This is a genomic window from Microbispora triticiradicis (genome assembly GCF_005864065.1).
Lineage (GTDB): Bacteria > Actinomycetota > Actinomycetes > Streptosporangiales > Streptosporangiaceae > Microbispora > Microbispora triticiradicis.
The window spans coordinates 312152-329781 of sequence record NZ_VANP01000009.1 but is presented as its reverse complement, the minus strand read 5'-3'; the positions used below and the strand labels follow the sequence as shown (position 1 = coordinate 329781).

The window sequence follows — 17630 nt, the reverse complement described above, 5'->3', positions numbered from 1 at the left end:
CGGTGAGGCACAGGCCGCTGGCGCCGTTGACGATGCGGTAGGCGCCGGTGGTCGGCGCGGCGTTGGAGACGCCGGTGAACACACCGCCGACCAGGGCCACGACCCCGGCGACGGCGCCGACTACCCCGGCTGCGTTTCTGGTTCTGGTTCTCACCCGAGCTCCTTGCGTGTCGTGCAGGACCCCTGACCGAGGGGATGAATCCTGGCCCCACGAGGAATTCATGGACGTGAACGACATTCATGAGTAGGAACGCCAGGCTCAAGGTACGGACCTGTCCGACGGTGGTCAACGGTCACCGGCGGGGTCTCGTGCGTACGCGGCGCGCCGTACGAGATCATCGTGAAACGTTCACGCCGAACGTGCCGGGGAGGAATGGCGGATGACCGACGAACAGGTGTTCAGCGCGTGGCTGCGGGACCGCAGCGAGCCCGACTGGACGGCGGTGGTCACGCATCCCTTCGCCGCGGCGATCAGCCGCGGCACTGCCGGCATGCGGCGTTACCTGGAGCAGGACTTCCAGTTCGTGGACGCCTTCACGGCGCTGCTCGGCGCGGCGGTCGCCGCGGCCGACTCCTTCGAGTCGCGGGTGGCCGTGGGCCGCTTCCTCGGGCAGACGGTGGCCGACACCGAGCGCGGCTACTTCCACCGCGCGCTCGCCGCGGTCGGCGGCGACCCGGCCCCGCCTGTGCTGGAACCGGTGACGATCGAGTTCCGCGCGCTGATGGACGAGGTGCGCCTCAGCCAGGACTATCCGCTGATCATGGCCGTGCTGTGCGTGGCCGAGTGGACCTATCTCGGCTGGGCCACCCGGATCCCCGCCGAGGGCGAGAGCTTCGTCCACCGCGAGTGGGTCGAGTTGCACAGCGGGCCGGAGTTCGAGGCGTGGGTCGGCTTCCTGCGCCGCGAACTCGACCGGCTCGGCCCGGGACTGGACGAGAGCGGCCGGGCCCGCGTGCTGGACGTCTTCCGCCGCGCGACCGCTCTGGAGCGCCGCTTCTTCGACATGGCGGCCGGCTGATCGGCAGGGTCGTCTCAGGGAGCGCGCAGGGCCAGCGCGGCGAGGCGGCGCAGGGAGAGCCGGAGGAAGACGGCGCTCAGCGGCCCGGCGACCCGCCAGCCGATCCGGCCGGCCACCCCGAATGGCAGGTGCAGGTGCTCCTCCCACAGGATCCTGCTCCCGCCGCCGGGGCGGGGCAGCACCTGGAACCTCCCCGTCCCGCGGACGACCCGGCCGGTGTGGCGGACCTCCACCTCGTCCGGGGGACGCCAGCCGGTGACGTCCATCGTGTCCAGGAACGACAGCGGGCCGATCCCGGTCGTCGCCGCGAGCCTGCTGCCCCTGCTGTGGCCGTCGCCCTCGACCACCCACGCCCGGGTCAGCAGCATCCACTCGTGGTGCCGGGGCCAGTCGGTCAGCACGGCGAAGACGCGCTCCGGGCTCGCCTGCGCGTCCACCGTCACCGTGAGAGTCTCCACGCCTGTCCCCATGCCTGTCCCCATACCTGTCCCTACGCATCGGTCGTCGCCGCCGGACGCCTCCCGTCCCGGAGGCGCGGGCTACTCCAGGAAGCGGACCGTGTGCGACGCGGCGCCGTCCGCGGCGAACCCGAGCAGGCGCTCACCCTCGTCGGCCAGCGCGTCCCGGGCCGCCGAGTCCAGCGGTGCGAACGGCTCGATCTCCAGGGTCGCCGTCTCCCCGGCCCGCTCGATCCGCCACAGCCCGGCCACGAACCCGTCGACCAGGATCGTCGCCCGGACGATCCCGTTCACCGTGAACACCCGCCGCCGGTGCTCGTCGGCGATGACCCGCCTCCGGTCGGCGTGTGAGAGCAGCAGGTTGTCGAACTCGGGCAGGAACCGCACCGGCGCCTCGGCGTCCGGCTCCGGCGGCGGCGCGCCCGGCACGTCGAGAAGCTCCACGCCGTTCTCGTCCCGGTACGCCACCAGGTCCAGGCGCTTCACCACCGAGCGGAGCCCGGTCAGGCCGGACCAGGTCCGCAGGTCCGCGAGCGACGCGGGCCCGAAGGCGGCGAGATACCGCAGCACCATGTCACCGGCGGCCGAGCCGTCGCCGAGCGGGCGGCCCAGCCACGACTCGGCCGGGACGTGGCGGGCCTGCGACGAGGCGCCCCACACGCCCCGCGGCGGCACCTGCACCAGCGGCACGATCCCGCGTACGGCCCTCGCCAGGGCCTCGCCGTCCGGCCACCGCTCGCCCAGCCGTGCGGCGAGCTCGGTGAACGTGAGGGGCCGCTCCTCCATCAGCGCGCGGGCGGCGGCCTCCACCTCCCGGAGGTCGGCCTCCGGCAGGCGTCCCGCGACCGACGTGCGGAGCCAGCGGTCGAGGACGGGCTGCACGACCGGGCGCAGGGCCAGGCAGTCGTCGGCGCTGACGAGGTGGATCGTGCCGCGCATCAGCACGATCCGCACGACGGAACGGTCGACGAGCAGATCGGCCAGGTCCTCGTGCCGGAAGCCGAGCAGCCGCGTCCACAGGCCGACGTACGCCGACAGGGGCGCCTGGGACTGCATGCCCACCAGGCGTTCGATCGCGGCCGACGCCTTCATGGTGTGGCGGCGCAGCAGCATCTGACGGTCGAGCAGGGCGCGGTTGAGCGCACGTGTGGTCAGGGCGGGGGTGAGCACGCGTGGGGTGAGCACGCCGTCAACCTAACGCCCCCGACCGACATTCCGGCCGCGCCCTGCTGCCGGGACCTGCTGCCGGGCCCTGCTTGCCGCGACCGCTGCCGGGATCCGCTCAGGTGCGTACGAGCGGCGTGTCGACGAGGTGCTCGGCGAGGAACCACGCCTGCAGCTCGCCCGTACGGACGACCTCGGAGACGAGCAGGTCGTTGGTGCCGTCGTCGCCCATGTCGGCCGCCCGGGAGGCGGCGTCGTGCGCGGCGACCAGGATCGTCTCGTGGGCTTCGAGAAGCCGCGAGAGCATGGCGGGCACCTCCTCCACACCGTCCGGCGGCCGTGGGATCACGGTCATCTCCGCCACCTGGCGCGGATCGCCGACCGCGACCCCGCCGAGCGTCTGGATCCGTTCGGCGACGGCGTCGATGATCGGCAACTGCTCGCTCGCGTGCTTGTCGAGCAGCAGGTGCAACTGGTAGAAGGTCGGCCCCCGCATGAGCCAGTGGTGCTTCTTGTACAGGCTGTACAGGATCTGCGTGTCGGCCAGGATCTGGTTGAGCCGCTGGCAGGAGTACTCCCGGGTCTCTCTCGGCAGGCCGACGGGGAAGTCCCGGACCGTGCCGAACGACTGGATCTCCACACCCCTCTGGTGCAGCCAGGGCTGGCTGCTCGCACGGACTCCGGAGGAAGGGTTGACAGCCAAGACGTCGCTCCTCACTCATTCGGTTTGTAGCTACCAGTGAGTCTTTCGCCTGGTATGTCCCCTAAACGCCTTCTATGGCGATTTGGCCAAGGTGAACCCTCCGGCCCCGTGCCCGCGTACCTCGGAGGTGTTGAGACTTCCGCGTCACCGCGCCCTCGCGTTCGCCGCCGTCGCGGCCACCGTCCTGTCGTCCGCCCTGTCCTCCGCCTGCGCCGGCCCCGACGCGACTCCCACGTACGGCCCGCCGCCCACCGTCGAGCAACTCGCCGCGCGGGCGGGCTGCACCCCGAAGATGCAGATCGACGCGGCGGAACTCCGCCAGGGGCACTGCCACACGCCGATCGGCGACTTCTTCCTCACCACCTTCGCCACCCAGCGGGGCAAGGACGAGTGGATGGACCAGGCGCCGGAGTACAGCCCCCACCTCGTCGGCGACATCTGGACCGCCCTCGCGCCCCGGGACGTCCTCGACCGGCTCCGGCTGAGGATCGGCGGCGACCTCCACCTCAAGGACCACAGGGTCAAGAGTCCCGGGTGAGCCGGGCGCTATCCGGCCCGCAGAGCCTCCTCCCGGCCCTCCGACAGCCGGGCGGCCGTGCGCTCCGCCGTACGCCTGGCCCAGCGGCCGGTGGTCAGGACGGCGAGGCCCAGGACGAGCAGGCCGTACGCGGCGGTGATCCAGTGTCCGGTGCGCGCGGCCGGCACGAAGCGCGCGCCGGAGGCGGCCGCCACGACGGCTCCGGCGATGGCCACGCCCAGCGACTGGCCGACCTGGCGGCTGGTCGAGGCGACCGCGGCGGCCACTCCCGCCTGCTCCAGCGGCATCCCGGAGACCGCGGTGTTGGTGATCGGCGGGTTCAGCATGCCGAACCCCACACCGAAGATCACGTAGATCCCGAGCAGCAGGGGGAGGGGCGTGGTGAGCGTCACCTGGGCGAGCAGCGCCCCGGCGGCGGCCAGGCAGACGCCCCCGGCGACCAGCGGCGCGCGCGGGCCGCGCGTGCCCACGAGCCGGCCGGACAGCGGCCCGACGATCATCGTGCTCACCGCGACGGGCAGCGTGCACAGCCCGGCGTCGAACGCGGAGAGGCCGCGGTGTCCCTGCAGGTAGAGCGTGTTGAGGAAGAGGAACGCACCCAGGGCGGCGAAGCCGGAGACCGCCATGAGAGCCGCTCCGGAGAACGGCGCGCTGCCGAAGAACCGCATGTCGATGAGCGGTTCCGGCCTGCGCAGTTCGTAGGCGACCAGCCCGGCCAGGGCCGCCGCCGCGACCGCGAAACAGGCGGCGCTGACCGCGGCGCCCGCCGCCGGGCCCTCGATGATCCCGTACGTCAGCGTGCCGAGCAGGACGATGACCAGCACCTGCCCGGCCGGGTCGAGCCGGCGTGCGGCCGGCGCCTTGGACTCGGGCACGTAACGCCAGGTGAGGAACACCGCGAGCAGGCCGATGGGCACGTTGATCCAGAAGATCGCCCGCCAGCCGACGCTGTCGGTGAGCAGGCCGCCGATCACCGGGCCGAGCGCCATGCTGATCCCCACGACCCCGCCCCACACGCCGATCGCCTGGGCCCGCTCCCTGCGGTCGGTGAACGTGTTCGTGATGATCGACATGGCGACCGGGTTCATCATCGACCCGCCGACGGCCTGGACGACCCGGGAGGCGACCAGCCAGGCGAGGCTCGGCGCGAGGCTGCACAGCAGGGACCCGGCCGAGAAGATCACCAGCCCGGTCTGGAAGGTGCGCCGGCGGCCCACGCGGTCAGCCGTGGACCCGGCCAGCATGAGCAGGCCGGCGAGCGTCAGTGTGTAGGCGTCGACCGTCCACTGCAGGCCCGAGACCGGCGCGTGCAGGTCCCGCCCGAGGGCGGGCAGCGCGACGTTCACGATCGTGTTGTCCAGCGACACGATCAGCAGGCTCATGCAGCAGATCAGGAGAACAAGAATCCGCCTTCGGCGGGTCATTTACGACACCTCACCACGCAACCGTACAGAAGCGGTCAAAAGCGGGTCGAGGTGAGTGGGAGGCCGCCCCCGGCGGCCTCCTTGGCGGTCTCGCGAGGTCAGATCTCCAGTCTGTCCTCGATCGAGCGGAGCTGGTGCCGGGCCAGCGCCAGGTTGGCCCGGGCGCGGTCGAGGGCGAGGTAGAGGAACAGGCCCTTGCCGCCGCGGCCGGTCAGCGGCCGGATGAGGTGGTACTGCGAGCCCAGCGTGATGAGGATGTCCTCGATCGTCTCGTTCAGCTGGAGCGCCTCGATCGCCCGCAGCTTGGCCCTGACCACCTCGGTGTTGGCCGCCGCGGCCACCTGGAGGTCGAGATCCTTGGACCCGCCGAGCGCGCCCAGCGCCATCCCGCTTCCATAGTCGGCCACCACCGCGCCGACCGCGCCGTCGATGGTCAGCATCTCCTTGAGGGAGACATCCATGTTCGCCATGCGTTCTCTCCTGGTTGGTGTTCGTGTCCGCGGTCGCCCGCTGGCGCTATCCGCGTCCGGCGATGGCGGCGATCCTGTCCGCCGCCCTGCGTCCCTCGATCCGGAGCAGGCCGAGGTTCGCCCCCGGGCCCGCGAGAACGGTGAGGACGAGCGTGGGTCCCGCGGCGTAGCACGCGGTGTGCCCCTGGGCCGCGGAGACCAGCGTCTCCTCCAGCCGCCCGATCTGGGCGAGATCGGTCATCTTCCGGCTCAGCGACAGCAGTGCCGACGTCAGCGCCGCCGTCTGCTCGGTGCCTGTGCCGTTGCCTGTGGAGAGGTCCGTGGTCACGAGCATGCCGTCGACCGTGCACGTGAGCGCCCCGGTGATCTCGGGCGCCCGCTCGCGCAGGACGACCAGCTCCCGATGTATGTCGTGGCGAAGATCCACCGAGGCATCCCTTCCGGCCCGCTTGAGCCACCCGATCACTACAGCGCCTCCAGCGCGTCACGCACTCTGAGCAGCAGGTTCACGTCGGTCACGGCGCCGGCGACCGGAACCGCCGCCGGCCGGGGCACGCGCGTGGGCAGCGCGGCCGGCTCTTCGTCCGGCCGTTCGTCCGGCTGTCCGTCCGGTTCCGCCTGATCTGTCGCCAGCAGGCCCGCCGCCGCGAGCTCCCGTACGGCCAGCAGCGTGGAGTAGGCCGGGTGTCCGAGACGGCGGGCCAGCTCGACCGGAGTGGCGGTGGAGTCGGCGGCCAGCAGCAGCTCCCACTGCAACCGGGTGAGCAGCGCGTGGGTGCCGGGAATCCGCCGCAGGGGCGTCACCGGCCGCGCGTCCAGCTCGGCCGACGGCCACGCCCGCTCCAGCCGCGCCCGCCGCCTGGCGCACTCGCGCAGCAGCCCCGGCACGTCGAAGAACCAGTGGACCCCGAGCCAGTGCGCGTCGCCCGCCCTGAACCTGGTCCGGAGCGTCCTCGGGGCGAGCAGGAAGAACGCGGCGTCCAGCGTGGCCGACAGCACGCAGAACTCCAGCTCGCCCCGGCTGAGCACACCCCTGCTCACGAGCAGCGCGCCGCCGTCCCCGCCCGGCCCGGCCTCCTGCCGCGCGTGCCGGATCCCGGCGGCGTCGATCCGGCCCGACCCGCCGAGCAGGTCCTCCACCCCGGGCGTGGCCGCGCAGTCCACGTACGACACCCGGCCGCGTACGAGGTAGACCGTGCCCTCCTTGCCCACCCGCAGCGAGCCGGTGGCCTCGTCCTGGGCGAGACCGGTGAGCACGGTGTCCAGAGCTGGAGCGGACCCGGGCCGGGTTCCCATCAGGAGGCGACCAGCTCGTCCGTGACGGCGCGCAGCCGCAGCCGGGCCAGGGCGAGGTTCGCCCGCTCCACGTCCAGCCGTACGCACAGCAGCAGCGGGCCGTCGAACATCATCTCCATGGGCCGTACGAGGTGGTAGGACGTGCCCGTGGTCACGATCACGTCCTCGACCCGGAGGCCGGTCTCCTCGGACGCCGTCGCGACGCCGTCGAGCGTGGCGCGGTAGGCCGCGCTGAGCCCGGCGGCCGCCCGGCCGGGATCGGCGATCCCCCTCGCCGCGACGGCCATTCCGCTGGTGTGGTCGACCAGAATGGCGCCGAGCGCGCCAGGGATCGACATGGCCTCCGAGAGGCAGTCCTCTATCCCGATCAACCCGTCACTCCCGTCACGTCACGCCTCGCCGATACAGCGCGGCCAACATTAGAGGAGCAGGTGGACGGGCCACCCGAGTCGGAAACGGGCTGGGATGAATGGATTAATCCATAAGAATAAGAATTGTTCTCCCCGGACTGGTAATCCCGATTTTCATGAAATTTCCTCGTATCGAGCGTCTCGGTGGGCAGGGCGCGGGGAGCCTCGTACGGCGGCCAGAATGGGAGGCGTGGAACGGATCCTGGTCAGCGCCTGCCTGCTCGGCCGCCGGGTGCGGTACGACGGCGGGGCCAAGACGAGCGACGACGACCTGCTCGCCCGGTGGCGGGCGGAGGGGCGGCTCGTGCCGTTCTGCCCCGAGGTCGAGGGCGGGCTGCCCGTGCCCCGCCCGCCGGCCGAGATCGAGGGCGGAGCGGGCGGCGCGGCGGTGCTGGTGGGGGAGGCCCGGATCCTGACGCCGGACGGCGCCGACGTGACCGAGGCGTTCCTGTCCGGGGCGCGGCAGGCCCTCGCCGCCGCCCGGTCCTCCGGCGTACGGATCGCGATCCTCAAGGAGGGCAGCCCGTCGTGCGGGTCGCTGCGGATCTACGACGGCACCCACCGCGGCAGGACCACCCAGGGGCAGGGGGTGACCACCGCGCTGCTGGAGCTGAACGGCGTCCGCGTCTTCGGCGAGGACCGCGTCCCCGACGCCGCCCGCTACCTGGAGACCCTCACGTAGCTCAGGGGGACAGCGGATCCGCGGTGACGATGACGGCCTTCTCGTCGGGCTTGTGCACCAGGACGTTGTCCACGTAGGACCGCACCGCGGCGTCCAGGCCGACGTCCTTGCCGGCCGCCTCCGACATGTACCAGCGGTGGTCGAGCACCTCGTGGAAGAGCTGGGCCGGTTCCAGCTTGCGCCGCATCGCGGCCGGGATCGCGCTCACCACCGCCTGGAACACCTCGGCCAGCCAGCGGTGCGCCACGATCGCCTCGTCCTCGTGCCGCAGCCCGTTCGACACCCGGAACGCGTCGAGGTCGTTGAGCAGCCGCCTGGCCTGGTTCTCCTCCACGTCGAGGCCGGTCAGGCGGAGCAGCCGGCGCTGGTGGTGCCCGGCGTCCACGACCTTCGGACGTACGATCAGCCGGGACGTGCCGGCCTTGCGGCGCACCATCATCTCGGCCACGTCGAAACCGAGGGTGTTGAGCCGGCGGACCCGCTGGTCGACCCGGTGCCAGTCGACCTCCTCGATGATCTCGTCCTCGGTCAGCTCGTCCCACAGCCGGTGATAACGCTCGACCAGCTGGTCGGCGAAGACCAGCGGGTCGATGGTCGGGTGGAGCAGCCCGCCGGCCTCCAGGTCGAGCATCTCCCCGTAGATGTTCACGTGCGCCACGTCGATGTCGTGGGCGCGCTGGCCCTCGCTGATCGCGGGGTGGAGGTCGCCGGTCTCGGCGTCCACGAGATAGGCGGCGAACGCGCCGGCGTCCCGGCGGAACAACGTGTTCGACAGCGAGCAGTCGCCCCAGTAGAAGCCGCTCAGGTGGAGCCGTACGAGCAGCACGGCGAGCGCGTCGAGCAGGCGGGTCAGCGTGTCGGGCCGCACCGAGCCCGACAGCACGGCGCGGTACGGCAGGGAGAACTGCAGGTGCCGGGTGATCAGGGCGGAGTCGAGCTCCGAGCCGTCGGCGGCGGTGCGCCCGGTCACCACGGCCACCGGCTCGACCGACGGCGCGTCGTGCCGGGCCAGATCCCACAGCAGGCGGTACTCCCGCTTGGCGTACCGGGTGCTGATCTCCTTGATCGCGTAGACCCGGCCGGACAGCCGGGCGAAGCGCACGACGTGCCGGGAGATGCCGCGCGGCAGCGTCACCAGGTGGTGGACGGGCCATTCTTCGAGGGGGAGGTCCCAGGGCAGGCGGATCAGGTCGGGGTCGCTGGGGGCTCCGGTGATCTGCAGGGGCACCGATTGCTCCTTATCTGGGGGCTTCCACACAAGTGTCGCGGATAGAGTCGGGCGCTATGACGCTGGTGGACGAGTTCATCGATTGGTACCTGGCCGAGAACCCGGTCATGGCCGCTCTGCTGGGGGCCGACGGGTACGACCGCACGCTGGGCGACTTCAGCGAGGCCGCCTTCACGGGACGGGAGCGGGCGGCCGAGGAATGGCTGCGCAAGCTGTCGGAGGCGACCCCCGAGGATCCGGGGGACGAGATCGACCGCGACCTGGTCGCCGCCCATCTGCGCGGCGCCGTGGCGCTGGCCCGCTGGCCGGAGTGGCGGCGCGATCCGGCCGCCTACCTCGGTCTGGTCTTCGCCTCGATGTTCACGCCGTTCCAGCAGCGCCTCAAGCCGGAGGCCGAGCTGGTCGACGCCGCCGTCGCACGCCTCGCCGAGGTGCCGGCCGTGCTCGCCGCCTGCCGGGCGAACCTGGACCCTGAGATCGCCGCCGACCTGCTGGTCCGGCGCGGCCTCGACCAGGCGCGTACGGGACGCCGGTTCCTGACCGAGACGCTGCCCGCCCAGGTCGGCGACCCGGAGCTGCGGGCGCGGCTCGCCCGGGCCGCCGAGCCCGCCGCCGACGCCTTCGACGGGCTGGTCCGCTTCCTGGAGGACTTCCGGCCGGGGGGCAGCTGGCGGATGGGCGAGGAGCTCTACTCCGCCCTGCTGCGCGAGCGGGAGATGCTCGGGTACGGCGCCCCCGAGCTGCACGAGAAGGGCAGGCAGGCCTGGGCCGAGCTCGACGGGCGGATGACCGAGGTCGCGTCCCGCCTCGGACCGGGCACCTGGCGGGAGGCGATGGAGTCGCTCATGGACGACCACCCGCCGACCCTGGAGGCCATGCGCGCCGAGTACGAGGCCGAGACGCTGCGGGCCCGCGACTTCGTCCGCGAGCGGGGACTGGTGACCTTCCCGGAGGGGGAGGAGTGCCGCGTCGAGCCGTCTCCGGAGTTCCAGCGGCCCATCATCGCCGTGGCGAGCTACCTCGCCCCGCCGCCGCTGTCGGCCTCGCGGGACGGGATCTTCTTCGTGCCGTACACGCCGGACGGCTTCACCGAGGAGCAGGTGCGGCAGCGGCTGCGGACCAACTCACGGGCCCAGATGCCCTCGATCAGCGTCCACGAGTCCTACCCCGGGCACCACTGGCACCTCGGGTGGATGGCCGGCAATCCGCGCCGCGCCCGCAAGATCTTCCGTACGCCGTACTTCGTGGAGGGCTGGGCGCTCTACGTCGAGAAGCTGATGCACGAGCAGGGCTACTTCGACACCCCGCAGACCGAGCTCGCCCACCTCGACTGCCGCATCTGGCGGGCCGCCCGCATCGTGGTGGACACCGCGCTGCACTGCGACGACATGACGCCGGAGCAGGCGGAGGAGTTCCTCACCACGAAGGCGTCCCTGTCGCCGGGGACCGCCGCGGGAGAGGTCAGCCGCTACTGCGCCTGGCCCACCCAGGCTCCCTCGTACCTCACCGGCGCACTGGAGATCGAGCGCATCAGGGCCGACTACGCGGGCGACCTGCGGACCTTCCACGACACGATCGCCGGGTCGGGCGGCCTGCCGCTCGGCCTCGCCAGGAAGGCCGTGCTGGGCTGAGCTTCGCATCCCGGGTTCCGGGCGCGGGGGTCAGCCGGCGAGCGCGCGTTCGATCACGGCGGTGAGCTGGTCCTCGGTGAGCACCGCGGGCCGGCCCACCCCCAGGGCGCGGACGTAGACCTCGCACAGCCATTCGAGCAGGCGGGTCGCCTCGAACGCCTGCTCCAGGCCGTTCCCGATCGTCACCGCGCCGTGACTGGCCATCAGGGCGGCCTGCCTGCCCTCGATCGCGGCGAGGACGCCCCGCGCCAGTTCCGGCGTGCCGTACGTCGCGTACGGGGCGACCCGGACCGTGCCGCCGAGCAGCAGCGCGTTGTAGTGGACCGGCGGCAGCTCGGTCATGGTGGAGGCGACGACGGTCGCGAAGACCGAGTGGGTGTGGACCACGGCCCGCGCGGAGGTCGCCTCGTACAGGGCGAGATGCGTCGGCGTCTCCGAGGAGGGCTTGGTCCCGCCGTCGACCACCCGGCCGGTGAGGTCGAGGACCGGGCAGTCCTCGGGCCGGAGCCGGTCGAGCGCCACTCCGGACGGAGTGACGACGACCAGGTCGCCATCCCGGGCGCTCAGGTTGCCCGAGGTCCCGATCACCAGACCGAGTTCCGCCGCCCTGCGGCCGTACTCGCACAGCTCACGCCGCAGCTCGTCCACTCGCTCGTTCACCTGCTCGTCCACCCCGTCATCCACCCGGCGAATCTACACAATCGGCGGGTTTTCGTGATGTCCTGAACCCATGTACGAGGCTTCCGAGTGGCGTCGCGAGGGTGACACGATCCGCAGGACCGTCGTCGCCCGCGACTTCCGTACGGCCATCGCGATCGTCAACGACATCGCCGAGCAGGCCGAGGCACTGAACCACCATCCCGACATCGACATCCGGTGGCGCACCCTGCATCTGGCGCTGACCACCCACGACGCGGGCGGCCTCACCGACCTCGACTACAAACTCGCCGCCCGCATCGACGCCATAGTCGCCGACCACGAGGCAGGATCCGCACAACCCTGAAGCGCGGGCTCCCGATCATCGAAGCCCGCGCTGCTCGCGCTGCCCGCGCTGCTCGCGCTGCCCGCGCTGCCCGCGCTGCCCGCGCTGCCCGCGCTGCTCGCGCTGCTCGCGCTGCCGCCGGCCCTGCGCATCGCGGGTGCGGCGTCACGCCGCTGCGCCCGAGCACGGTTCGCGGAGTCGTCCCGCCCCATGCTGCGGCTTTTATGGGCGCTTTCGCACGGCTGGACCCCCTTATGCGGTGGCTTTGATCGGCACGTGGCTGTGCAATTTGTTTCGGGAGCTGACGGCGCCGTGCAGTACGTTGCGCAGTGATATATGCCGATTTATTTGATTCGCTGTCGCAGCGTCATCCCTGCGCGCCTGTGACTCCAGCAAAATCGCTGCTCAGGGTGTTCGTGGCGCTCTGGTGTGGAAGAATTCATACAGGATTTCGAATCGGCAGGGGAGGTGTGATGAATCTGTTCGACACTGATCCTGAGCGCCTCCGTCGTTCGAACGATACTGGTGATGGCGACTGGTGGGATCAGCTCATCGCCGGCTCGCCCCTTTGGTCGTCCGAGGGCGCACTTGCCCGTGAATACGTGCCGATCGTCGATCCCGATACGCGAGAGCACGCGAGCCGGCACGGTATCCCGGCGAATTTCCCCTTCGTTCGAGCATTTACGACACGTGCGGGTACCGCTGCCGCTGACGACTCCAGCGTTGACGACTCCAGCGTTGACGAAACCGTGAATGGCCTCGCCCCTGATGGCGCTCCTGACCATGCCGACATCCTCGGCCCTGGAGTCGGCTCCGCCGCCGCTGCCCCTCACGCAGGAGATGCCGGCAGCGGCGCCCCCGCCGGTGCCGATGCCGATGCCGCGCGCACGGATGCCGCGCGCACGGATGCAGGGCGCACCGCTGGCGGTGCTGCCGACGGTGCTTTTCCTGACGGTGTTTCTCCTGGTTGTGCTTCTCCTGACGCCGCTTCTCCGGGATGGCGCTGGGGGTACCCGGGTACCTACAGCGGCGCTTCCGGCGGTGCTTCCGTTGGTGCTTCTGGTGGTGCGTCTGGCGGTGCCGAGGGCGCCGGCCGGAACGATGCGGGCCGTGATCAGGATGCCGGTGGCAGCGGTTCGTCGTCGTGGGTGGCGGTGGCGGCGGTTGGTGAGGCGGCGCGGGCGGTGGCGCTGGTGCCGGTGCCTGAGTCGGCACAGGTGTGCCTGGCCGAGGCGGAGGAGTTGCTGGCGGCCCGCGATCGCATCACCTCGGCGCTGGCCGCCCGGGTGGGGCGGGTGCATCGGGCCGGGGAGGCGAAGAACCACGGGCACGCCTCCACCAGGTTGTGGCTGCGATCCGTCGGCGGGATGACCACCCCCGGAGCCGGTCGGTTGGTGACGATGGGCATGGAGTTGGGTCGTCTGTCGCGGGTGCGTGAGCGGTTCGCCGAGGGCAGCCTGGCGGAGGGGATCGTGGAGGCGATCTGCACGGCCACTGCGGGGTTGACCGATGAGCAGGCGATCACCGCCGAGGGGATTCTGTTGGAGTTGGCGGGGTCGGCGGGTGCGGCGGAGGTGGCCAAGGCGGGGCGGTATCTGCGGGCGGTGCTGGACCCCGACGGCCACGAAAGCGACGAGCAGGCCGACTTCGACCGCCGGTTCTTCCGGGTGCGCCGGCGCAGGAACGGCGGGCTGGAGGGAGAGTTCTACCTCCCGGTCGAGGCGGCCGCGCGGTTGCAGCACCTGCTGGACGTCTACGCCAAGCCGAAGGCCGAGGGCGACGACCGCACCCCGAGTGTGCGGAACGCCGATGCGTTCATCGCGTTCTTGGAGAACAAGATCGCGACCGAGCTCCTGGTGCTGGTCAACGCCGAATCCCTTCCCGACGACCCCCCAGCCGACTTCTCAGGCGAGCCCGTAGGCGCCGATCCCTCAGGCGACCCATCGGGCGACCATCCCACCAGTGACCCCTCGCGCACCGACCCCTCAGGTGATCCCACAGCCGACCACCCCACCAGCGACCCCTCAGACGCCGACCCGAGCGACGGCCCTGCTCCTGACCTCGGCTCCTGCGGCCCTGGTTCCGTCCCCGGCTCTGACGCCTGCGTCAGGGAGGGCTTCGGCACGCCTTGCGCCGCCACAACCGAGGCCGACAGTGAGCCCTCTGCTCCCGAGCGCCCGGCCACTGGCGGCCCGGCCGTCGTCTGGCCGTACTTCGATTCGGTCCACGGCGACGAGCGTGCCGACCTCGGCGAGGTTGGTGAGGTCGGCGAGGTCGATGACACTCGGCAGGGGCACGCCGACGAGGCAGAGACGCACAGACACCGAGCGTGGCATCCGCAGCGCGCTCGTGCGGAGCAGACGCATGCCCCTGATCCCTCGACTGATCCCCCGACCAAGAGCGACGACGCCACTGGCGCTCACACGGAGGACAGTCCAAGCGGGGAGTGCCCTGGGGATCGCCGTGCTCACGGCTGCCCCGGCGAGGACTGCCCTGCCGACGACTGCCCGGCGGAGGGCTACTGGCATGCCTTCACGCCAGGTGGGGCGCCGCATGGGACGTCCCGGACAGGAGCCGATGCTCCGCCGGGGGTGGAACGCGACGATGACGCGTGGCCGGGGGTGGGGGTGAACAGTCCGCCGCCGGGGGTGTGGTTGCGGGGGTTGCCGGGGTTGATCCTGGCGACCGGGCATCTGCTGCCTGTCGCCGGCGTGCATCGGCTTGCCCGTACCAGCACTTTGGTGCGGATCGTGATGGACGCCGGTGGGCAGGTGCTGGACATGGGCCGCAAGGTCCGTCTGGCGACCCCGGCGCAGCGGCGAGCCGTCTTCGCCCGGTATGCGACCTGCTGGGTGGACGGCTGCCCGCTGCCCGCCACCCTGTGCCAGATCGACCACGCCGAGGACTGGTGCAGCGGCGGGCTGACCGACCTCAAACTGCTGGGACCGGCGTGCCAGTTCCACAACCGCGACCGCTACCGCCACCCGAACCGCTACACCCGCCGCAAGATCGGAGCCGACCGCTGGGCCTTCACCTACCGCAACCCCCGAGACTCCCGAACCCCCCAAAGTGCCCGGCGGCGCCTATGACGGCGGGCCCTTCGATGCCGCTGGCCGGTCAGCCGAACAGGTCGGCAGGGGGTACGGGGGCGAGGATGGAGTCCCCGTCGTGGATGGGGGCGGCCCCGGCGACCAGCCGGGTCAGGTCCCCGTCCGCGACGCATCGGGCCTGGGTTAGGCCGCCCGCGGCCCTGCGAGTCAGTGTCTCGACGGGCAACTGCCCGGGGGCCGCCGTCAGGATGACGTTGCCGAACCTGCGGCCGCGCAGGATGCCGGGTTCGGCGAGCAGCGCGGTATGGGGGAACACGCGGGCGGCAGTGGAGACGACCCGTTTGACGAAGGGCAGGCCCTTGCCGTCCGCGACGTTGATCAGGGCGGTACCGGAGGGACGCAGGACACGGGCGATCTCCGCCATGTACTCCGCGGTCGCGAGCTCGACCGGCATGGTCGCGCCCGAGAACGCGTCGAGCACGAACAGGTCGGCCGAGGCGTCCGGCAGGGCGGCGGTCGCCGTGCGGCCGTCCGCCACCCGGACCTTCAGCCGGGGCACGGACTTGAGCCTCAGCTGGTCTCGTACGAGCTGGACCAGTCCGGCGTCCGGCTCGACGACGATGTGCCGGGACCCGGGCCTGCGGGCGGAGACGTAGCGCGGGATCGTGCAGGCTCCGCCGCCGACGTGCACGGCGTCGAGCGGGCCCTCCGGCAGGCAGTCGATCACGGCGGCGATGAGCTGTACGTAGGAGAAGTCCAGATAGGTGGGATCGGTCAGGTCCACGTACGACTGGGGCACGCCGTCCCTGATCAGCATCCACCCGTCGGGCCGGTCGAGGTCGCGCAGGAGCTCCACCTCGCCGAAGGTCACTTGATAGCGGCCTGGCAACGGTTCTTTGCTCCTTGCCACCTTTGGCTCCTTTCGCGTGATATGAGAACCGTATGCGGAACAGGGCCCTGCTCGCCCTCGTCACGGTCGCCGCGGCCATCTTCGTCTTCGGCGTGGTCGGCCTCGTGGGCTCGGGCAGGCAGGAGCCGGTGATGGTCGCCACGCCGGTCGCGTCCCCCACCCTTCCGCGAACGCTCGAACTGCGTCCGGACGGCTCGCCGGACGAGACGGCCGCCGCCTACTTCGACGCCTGGGCCAAGGGCGACTACGAGGCGATGCGCGACCTCGTCGACGAGCCGCCGGCCGATTTCGCCGACCAGCACCGCCAGTTCGAGGACGCCGCGCTGTCGAACTCGATGCGGATCACGCCCGGGACCGTGAAACGCGACGGGGACGAGACGGCCGAGGTGCCCTTCACGCAGGAGCGGGACGAGCCGGACAAGGGGCCCTGGCGCTTCGACTCGGTCCTGCGCCTGGCCGTACGGGACGCCACCTGGAAGGTCCTGTGGACGCCGGCCGTCCTGTTTCCCGAGATCGAAGCCGGTGGCCGCCTCGTCAGGACCACGCCGACGACCGGGCCGCTGCGGCCGGTGACCCGGGAGGGAGAGGAGTTTCCCCAGGACTCGGACGCCGACGCGTACCTCGACGGGCTGGTGGGCCAGGTGGCGGCGCCCACGAACGGTGTCGAGGTGGGGTGGGAGCTGCGGGTCGAGAACCCGGCATCGCCGTCGAAGGTCGTCCTCGCCTACACGCCCAAGCAGCAACCGGCCGGCGTGCGGACGACCATCGAGTGGTCGGTTCAGGCGGCGGCGGCCCGGGCGCTCGACGGCGTGCCGCAGCGGGCCGCCATCGTCGCCATACGACCGACGACCGGGGAGATCCTCGCGGTCGCCGACCGTCTGGGCGGACGGGGCGCCTTCGAGCGCAAGTACGCCCCCGGTTCGACGTTCAAGACGGTCACGGCCGCCGCCCTGCTCGGTGGAGGGCTGGCCCCCGACACCACGGTGGAGTGCCCGGCGGTGTACCAGATCCCCTTCCACCGGGCGATCCCCAACTACCACGACGAGGACCATGGGGCGGTCACGCTGCGCCACGCCTTCGCCCTGTCGTGCAACACCACCTTCGCCAGGCTGACGGTCGAGCGGCTGAACGCCGACAGGCTGGTCGAGCAGGCGAGGGCGTTCGGCTTCGGCGTGCAGGGGGAGAACGGCGGCGGGGAGGGCGGAGGCTACACGTGCGGCAGCCTGAAACGGCCGGAGAACCCCGACGCGCTCGCCGAGGACTCCTTCGGGCAGGGCACGGTCGAGGCGACCCCGCTGTGCATGGCGCTGGTCGCGGCGGCGGTGAAGAGCGGCGAGTGGCGGCCGGCCCGCCCGCTGGCGGACGAGGCGTCCCAGGGCGAGCTGCCGCAGAGCGTGCCCCTACCGTCGAACGTGGCGGAGGGGCTGCGCGACATGATGAGCGCGGTCACCGTCGACGGGACCGCCGCCGAGGCCCACCTGCCGGAGGGAGTGGCCGGCAAGACCGGCACGGCGGAGGATTGGCAGGGCGGCCAGGACCACGCCTGGTTCATCGGCTACCAGGGTGACCTCGCCTTCGCCGTGTTCGTCGAGCACGGCGGCACCGGGCGGAGCGCCGCCGTGCCCATCGCCGCCCGCTTCCTGAAGGCCCTCTAGACCCTTCGGA

18 protein-coding genes are annotated in these 17630 nt (G+C 71.7%); 7 read left to right on the top strand and 11 right to left on the bottom strand.

The genetic code is table 11. The features are described from left to right. Positions 1 to 380 precede the first annotated feature (380 nt). Entirely contained in the window at positions 381 to 1019 is a 639-nt protein-coding gene (locus FED44_RS24110; RefSeq protein ID WP_138462134.1) for a TenA family protein, read from the top strand. Positions 1020 to 1033: 14 nt separating this feature from the next. On the opposite strand, the gene FED44_RS24105 is transcribed toward FED44_RS24110, so the two are convergent. The 3 genes from FED44_RS24105 to FED44_RS24095 all read right to left on the bottom strand — a co-directional run bounded on the left by FED44_RS24105 (position 1034) and on the right by FED44_RS24095 (position 3344). Continuing rightward, a complete protein-coding gene (locus FED44_RS24105) occupies positions 1034 to 1477 on the bottom strand; it encodes an SRPBCC family protein (RefSeq protein ID WP_182885845.1) in 444 nt (147 codons plus the stop codon). A gap of 81 nt (positions 1478 to 1558) precedes the next feature. After that, a complete protein-coding gene (locus FED44_RS24100; RefSeq protein WP_244302201.1) occupies positions 1559 to 2662 on the bottom strand; it encodes a winged helix DNA-binding domain-containing protein in 1104 nt (367 codons plus the stop codon). Between the two features lie 97 nt (positions 2663 to 2759). Further along, positions 2760 to 3344, bottom strand: coding sequence for a Dps family protein (locus tag FED44_RS24095; RefSeq protein ID WP_111698021.1), 585 nt, complete (start codon positions 3342 to 3344; stop codon positions 2760 to 2762). A gap of 130 nt (positions 3345 to 3474) precedes the next feature. On the opposite strand from FED44_RS24095, the gene FED44_RS24090 reads away from it, so the two are divergent. Next, entirely contained in the window at positions 3475 to 3882 is a 408-nt protein-coding gene (locus FED44_RS24090; RefSeq protein WP_138462133.1) for a hypothetical protein, read from the top strand. Positions 3883 to 3890: 8 nt separating this feature from the next. Here the strand turns inward: FED44_RS24090 and FED44_RS24085 are convergent, their stop codons facing one another. The 5 genes from FED44_RS24085 to FED44_RS24065 all read right to left on the bottom strand — a co-directional run bounded on the left by FED44_RS24085 (position 3891) and on the right by FED44_RS24065 (position 7410). Beyond that, on the bottom strand, positions 3891 to 5306 hold the full coding sequence (locus FED44_RS24085) for an MFS transporter (protein ID WP_167521575.1): 1416 nt from the start codon (positions 5304 to 5306) through the stop codon (positions 3891 to 3893). 98 nt (positions 5307 to 5404) lie between these two features. Continuing rightward, positions 5405 to 5776: a hypothetical protein gene (locus tag FED44_RS24080; RefSeq protein ID WP_111698019.1), complete on the bottom strand. Its 372-nt coding sequence runs from the start codon at positions 5774 to 5776 to the stop codon at positions 5405 to 5407. A 46-nt stretch (positions 5777 to 5822) separates the two neighbouring features. Then, a complete protein-coding gene (locus FED44_RS24075; RefSeq protein WP_138462132.1) occupies positions 5823 to 6203 on the bottom strand; it encodes a roadblock/LC7 domain-containing protein in 381 nt (126 codons plus the stop codon). Between the two features lie 38 nt (positions 6204 to 6241). Beyond that, a complete protein-coding gene (locus FED44_RS24070; protein WP_138462131.1) occupies positions 6242 to 7072 on the bottom strand; it encodes a MarR family transcriptional regulator in 831 nt (276 codons plus the stop codon). Then, on the bottom strand, positions 7072 to 7410 hold the full coding sequence (locus FED44_RS24065) for a roadblock/LC7 domain-containing protein (protein WP_244302199.1): 339 nt from the start codon (positions 7408 to 7410) through the stop codon (positions 7072 to 7074). Before FED44_RS24065 ends, FED44_RS24070 begins: the two co-directional genes overlap by 1 nt. A gap of 262 nt (positions 7411 to 7672) precedes the next feature. Between FED44_RS24065 and FED44_RS24060 the strand changes: the two genes are divergently transcribed. Next, on the top strand, positions 7673 to 8164 hold the full coding sequence (locus FED44_RS24060) for a 2-thiouracil desulfurase family protein (RefSeq protein ID WP_138462130.1): 492 nt from the start codon (positions 7673 to 7675) through the stop codon (positions 8162 to 8164). 1 nt (position 8165) lies between these two features. Here FED44_RS24060 and FED44_RS24055 read toward each other — a convergent pair whose 3' ends face one another. Continuing rightward, positions 8166 to 9392, bottom strand: coding sequence for a DUF4032 domain-containing protein (locus FED44_RS24055; protein WP_187406120.1), 1227 nt, complete (start codon positions 9390 to 9392; stop codon positions 8166 to 8168). Between the two features lie 56 nt (positions 9393 to 9448). Here FED44_RS24055 and FED44_RS24050 point away from each other — a divergent pair, with 56 nt between their 5' ends. Beyond that, positions 9449 to 11023 (top strand): DUF885 domain-containing protein, encoded by a 1575-nt coding sequence (locus FED44_RS24050; RefSeq protein ID WP_138462129.1) that lies wholly within the window; start codon positions 9449 to 9451, stop codon positions 11021 to 11023. Positions 11024 to 11053: 30 nt separating this feature from the next. On the opposite strand, the gene FED44_RS24045 is transcribed toward FED44_RS24050, so the two are convergent. Further along, a complete protein-coding gene (locus FED44_RS24045; RefSeq protein ID WP_244302197.1) occupies positions 11054 to 11707 on the bottom strand; it encodes a class II aldolase/adducin family protein in 654 nt (217 codons plus the stop codon). Between the two features lie 46 nt (positions 11708 to 11753). Here FED44_RS24045 and FED44_RS24040 point away from each other — a divergent pair, with 46 nt between their 5' ends. Then, positions 11754 to 12026: a 4a-hydroxytetrahydrobiopterin dehydratase gene (locus FED44_RS24040; RefSeq protein WP_111698014.1), complete on the top strand. Its 273-nt coding sequence runs from the start codon at positions 11754 to 11756 to the stop codon at positions 12024 to 12026. Positions 12027 to 13159: 1133 nt separating this feature from the next. Beyond that, positions 13160 to 15094, top strand: coding sequence for an HNH endonuclease signature motif containing protein (locus tag FED44_RS24035; RefSeq protein ID WP_167521574.1), 1935 nt, complete (start codon positions 13160 to 13162; stop codon positions 15092 to 15094). Positions 15095 to 15122: 28 nt separating this feature from the next. Here FED44_RS24035 and FED44_RS24030 read toward each other — a convergent pair whose 3' ends face one another. Next, positions 15123 to 15965 carry a spermidine synthase gene (locus FED44_RS24030; RefSeq protein ID WP_244302195.1) on the bottom strand — a complete coding sequence of 281 codons (843 nt, stop codon included), beginning with the start codon at positions 15963 to 15965 and terminating at the stop codon, positions 15123 to 15125. 32 nt (positions 15966 to 15997) lie between these two features. Between FED44_RS24030 and FED44_RS24025 the strand changes: the two genes are divergently transcribed. Then, the gene (locus tag FED44_RS24025) at positions 15998 to 17620 is read left to right on the top strand and encodes a penicillin-binding transpeptidase domain-containing protein (protein WP_138462127.1); all 1623 of its coding nucleotides are present in this window, start codon (positions 15998 to 16000) and stop codon (positions 17618 to 17620) included. Positions 17621 to 17630 lie beyond the last annotated feature (10 nt).